The sequence below is a fragment of the Bradyrhizobium cenepequi genome, from assembly GCF_020329485.1.
In the GTDB taxonomy this organism is placed as follows: domain Bacteria; phylum Pseudomonadota; class Alphaproteobacteria; order Rhizobiales; family Xanthobacteraceae; genus Bradyrhizobium; species Bradyrhizobium cenepequi.
Genome location: NZ_JAGKJI010000122.1, coordinates 1 through 3055 on the forward strand (window position 1 = coordinate 1; position 3055 = coordinate 3055).

The window sequence follows — 3055 nt, forward strand, 5'->3', positions numbered from 1 at the left end:
GTAAGCGTCCGCCCAAGGCCGCGGGGCCCCTTGGTTCTGGCGGAACCGGTGTGGGTATCCCATGGCTGCGGTGCGATGATGTGTGGACGGCGTGTTTTCCGCGATTGACGGCCGGTTCGTGCGATGGCCTCGTTTGCTTGAGGAGCGAGGTTATGCTGATTGAAGACCAGCTTCGGGAGCGGCTAAAGAAGGTGGAGGCGCTATATTTCGGCGCGACCACGGCGGGAGAACGCGATGCCGCCGAAGCCGCAGCAGAGCGGCTGAAGGCCAAGCTTGAGGAGGCCAGCCGCCGCGATCCTCCTATCGAGATGAAGTTCAGCTTGCCGGACCAATGGTCGGTCCGGTTGTTCATCGCCTTGTGCCGGCGTTATGGCATTCGGCCGTTCCGATATCCGCGGCAGCGCTCGACAACGATCATGGTCAGGGCGCCGCGTCGCTTTTTCGACACTGTCGTGTGGCGGCAGTTTTCTGACCTGCATACGGACCTCTGGCTCTATTTCGAGCAGACGACGGAGCGGCTGATCCGGGAGGCTATCCACGCCGATACTGCGGACGCCGAGACGAAGGTTGAACCAGTCAGCCTGCGATGACGCGCATCATGCTGCCATCCTGGTCCGTTCGCGTTGGCTCTCCAACTCCATGCTACAAGATCGCACAGCCCGTCGATGTCGCTTTGAGCCGGCGTGATAGTTAAGCCGCCTGAGCGGCAGCGGGGTGTGACGCCGCGCATTTCCATTCCCAGGGAAGCAGCTCGTGAAGCCGCCCCTGCGGGATGCCGGCGATGCGGGCGAGCACATCGGCGAGCCAGGCCAGCGGATCGATGTCATTGAGCTTGGCGGTCATAATCAGGGTCGCCATGACCGCGGCACGGTCGGCTCCGCGTTCGGAACCAGCGAACAGCCAGGATTTGCGTCCCAGCGCAAATCCGCGCAGCGCGCGTTCGGCGGCATTGTTGGTGAGGCAGATCCGGCCGTCGTCGATGAATCGCGCAAACCGGTCCCAACGCTTGAGCATGTAGTCGATCGGTTCGGTAACGGAGGCCGAGTGCGACAGGCGGGCACGCTCCTCGCGCAACCAGGCTTCCAGGGCCGTCACAAGAGGCGCGCTTTGCTCATGCCGCACCCGCAGCCGCTCTTCGGCACTCAGGCCATTGATGCCGCGCTCGATATCGAACAGCACATCGATACGCCTGACCGCCTCCAGCGCGATCGGCGAGATCGCCGCCGCGTTCCTGCCACGCCGCGCATTGGCGGCAATATCGGCCAACTCGAAGAACTGCCGCCTTGCGTGCGCCCAACACAGCGCCGACGTGACCGGCCCCGGCAAGCGGGACGGCGCGTAAAGCTCGTTGTACCCGTCATAGGCGTCGGCCTGCAGAATGCCGGCGAAGTCGCGAAGATGCCGGACGGGATGTTCATGCCGTCGGTCCCGCGAGGCGTAATAGAGCGCTGCCGGCGGTGCCGGTCCCCCAAACGGCCGGTCGTCGCGGACATAGGTCCAGATATGCCCCTTGACCGTCTTGCCCTTCGCCAGGATCGGCACCGTGGTATCGTCGCCGTGCAGCCGTTCGGCGGCCAGAACGTGGGCCTCGATCAGCGCATGCAGCGGCTGCAGCACTGTCGTGCAGGCCCCCACCTGGTCGGCCAGCGTCGAGAGGCTGAGATCAATGCCTTCGCGCCGGTATCGCTCGCTCTGCCGGTTCAGCGGCTGATGCTGGCCGAACTTCTCGAACAGGATCGTCGCCAGCAAATTCGGCCCAGCGAAGCCGCGCGGCGTCACATGGAACGGCGCCGGCGGCTGCGTGATCGTCTCGCATTGCCGGCATGATAACCTCTCCCGCACCGTCTGGATCACCTTCCACTGCCGCGGGATCACTTCCAGCGTCTCGGTGACGTCCTCACCGAGCTTCGACAGCTTCGAAGAGCCGCAGCAGGGACAATTCTCGGGCGTGGTGATCACTACCCGCTCGCGCGGCAGATGCTCGGGGAAGGGTTTGCGGGATGGCCGCTTGCGCTCAAACGATTTAACCGTTCCCGTCCGCGCCGCTGCCGTTTCCGCGGCCAGTTCATCCTCGGTCGCGGCGGCTTCCAGGTCTTCCAGTTGCAATTCCATCTGCGCCAGAAGCCGCGCCTTTCGCTCCGAGCGGCTGCCGTAAAGCTCACGTCGCAGCTTCTCGATCTCAAGTTTGAGACGGCTGATCAGTGCTTCCGTGTTCGAGAGGTCTGCCTGGGCATTGGCCGCTTCGGCGCGGGCGTCAACGAGTTTGATCTCTGCTTCCACGCGCGCGGCGCGCTCCGCGAGGATCATCGCGTGCGCGGCGGCAAGATCAGCGGGGAGCGATTCAGGGGCAGTCACGCCGACGATGGAATCACATCCATCGCCGTCTGCAAGCCAAATCCATCACCCCGCCGACGTCGGCCGCCAACTTTCTTGCGGATGGCGCCAATCGATCCCCGACAGCAGATAGCCAAGCTGCGCCGGAGAGATCGTCACCGCACCGTCCGCCACGCTCGGCCACAGAAACCGACCCCGCTCCAGCCGCTTCGTGAACAGGCACGCGCCCTGGCCGTCGTGCCAGATCACCTTCAACAGATCGCCCCGACGTCCCCGGAAGCAGAACAGATGACCGCTCAGCGGATCGCGCCGCAGCACCTCCTGCACCAGCAACGACAGGCTCGCAAAGCCCTTCCGCATGTCGGTATGGCCGGTCGCAAGCCACACCCGCACGCCTTGCGGAAGCGGGATCATGATCGCTCCAGCACGTCCAGAACCCGGCGCAGTGCCGTCGCATCGACACCGTCGTCGACGATCACGCGAGACCCGCACATCAGCACGATTTCGATCCGCCCCGGCACCGCAGCCGGGCATGGCGCAGGAATAACCTGCGCCGGCAATGGTGGCGCATCGCTCGCCGAAGATTCGCCGCCGATGATCGCCGGTGCAAAAACGGTCGCCTCATCGGCCTCGACGAGTCGGCCCGCTCGGGCCAGTCGGCGCCACGTGAACAATTGGCTCGCAGACAGCCCGTGCCGCCGCGCCGTCACCGACACAAGCC

General features: G+C 64.9%; 4 protein-coding genes. 1 reads left to right on the forward strand and 3 read right to left on the reverse strand.

Translation table 11 applies throughout. The features are described 5' to 3' along the window. Window positions 1–152 precede the first annotated feature (152 nt). The gene (locus tag J6497_RS40345) at window positions 153–590 is read left to right on the forward strand and encodes a hypothetical protein (RefSeq protein WP_225709698.1); all 438 of its coding nucleotides are present in this window, start codon (window positions 153–155) and stop codon (window positions 588–590) included. Between the two features lie 100 nt (window positions 591–690). Here J6497_RS40345 and tnpC read toward each other — a convergent pair whose 3' ends face one another. The 3 genes from tnpC to J6497_RS40360 all read right to left on the reverse strand — a co-directional run. Continuing rightward, window positions 691–2307 carry an IS66 family transposase gene (tnpC, locus tag J6497_RS40350; RefSeq protein ID WP_225709701.1) on the reverse strand — a complete coding sequence of 539 codons (1617 nt, stop codon included), beginning with the start codon at window positions 2305–2307 and terminating at the stop codon, window positions 691–693. 93 nt (window positions 2308–2400) lie between these two features. Next, the gene (tnpB, locus tag J6497_RS40355) at window positions 2401–2748 is read right to left on the reverse strand and encodes an IS66 family insertion sequence element accessory protein TnpB (protein ID WP_225709699.1); all 348 of its coding nucleotides are present in this window, start codon (window positions 2746–2748) and stop codon (window positions 2401–2403) included. After that, window positions 2745–3055, reverse strand: a 311-nt coding sequence (locus J6497_RS40360) for a transposase (RefSeq protein WP_225709700.1), incomplete at its 5' end; no start/stop codon positions are given. The genes tnpB and J6497_RS40360, both read right to left, overlap by 4 nt.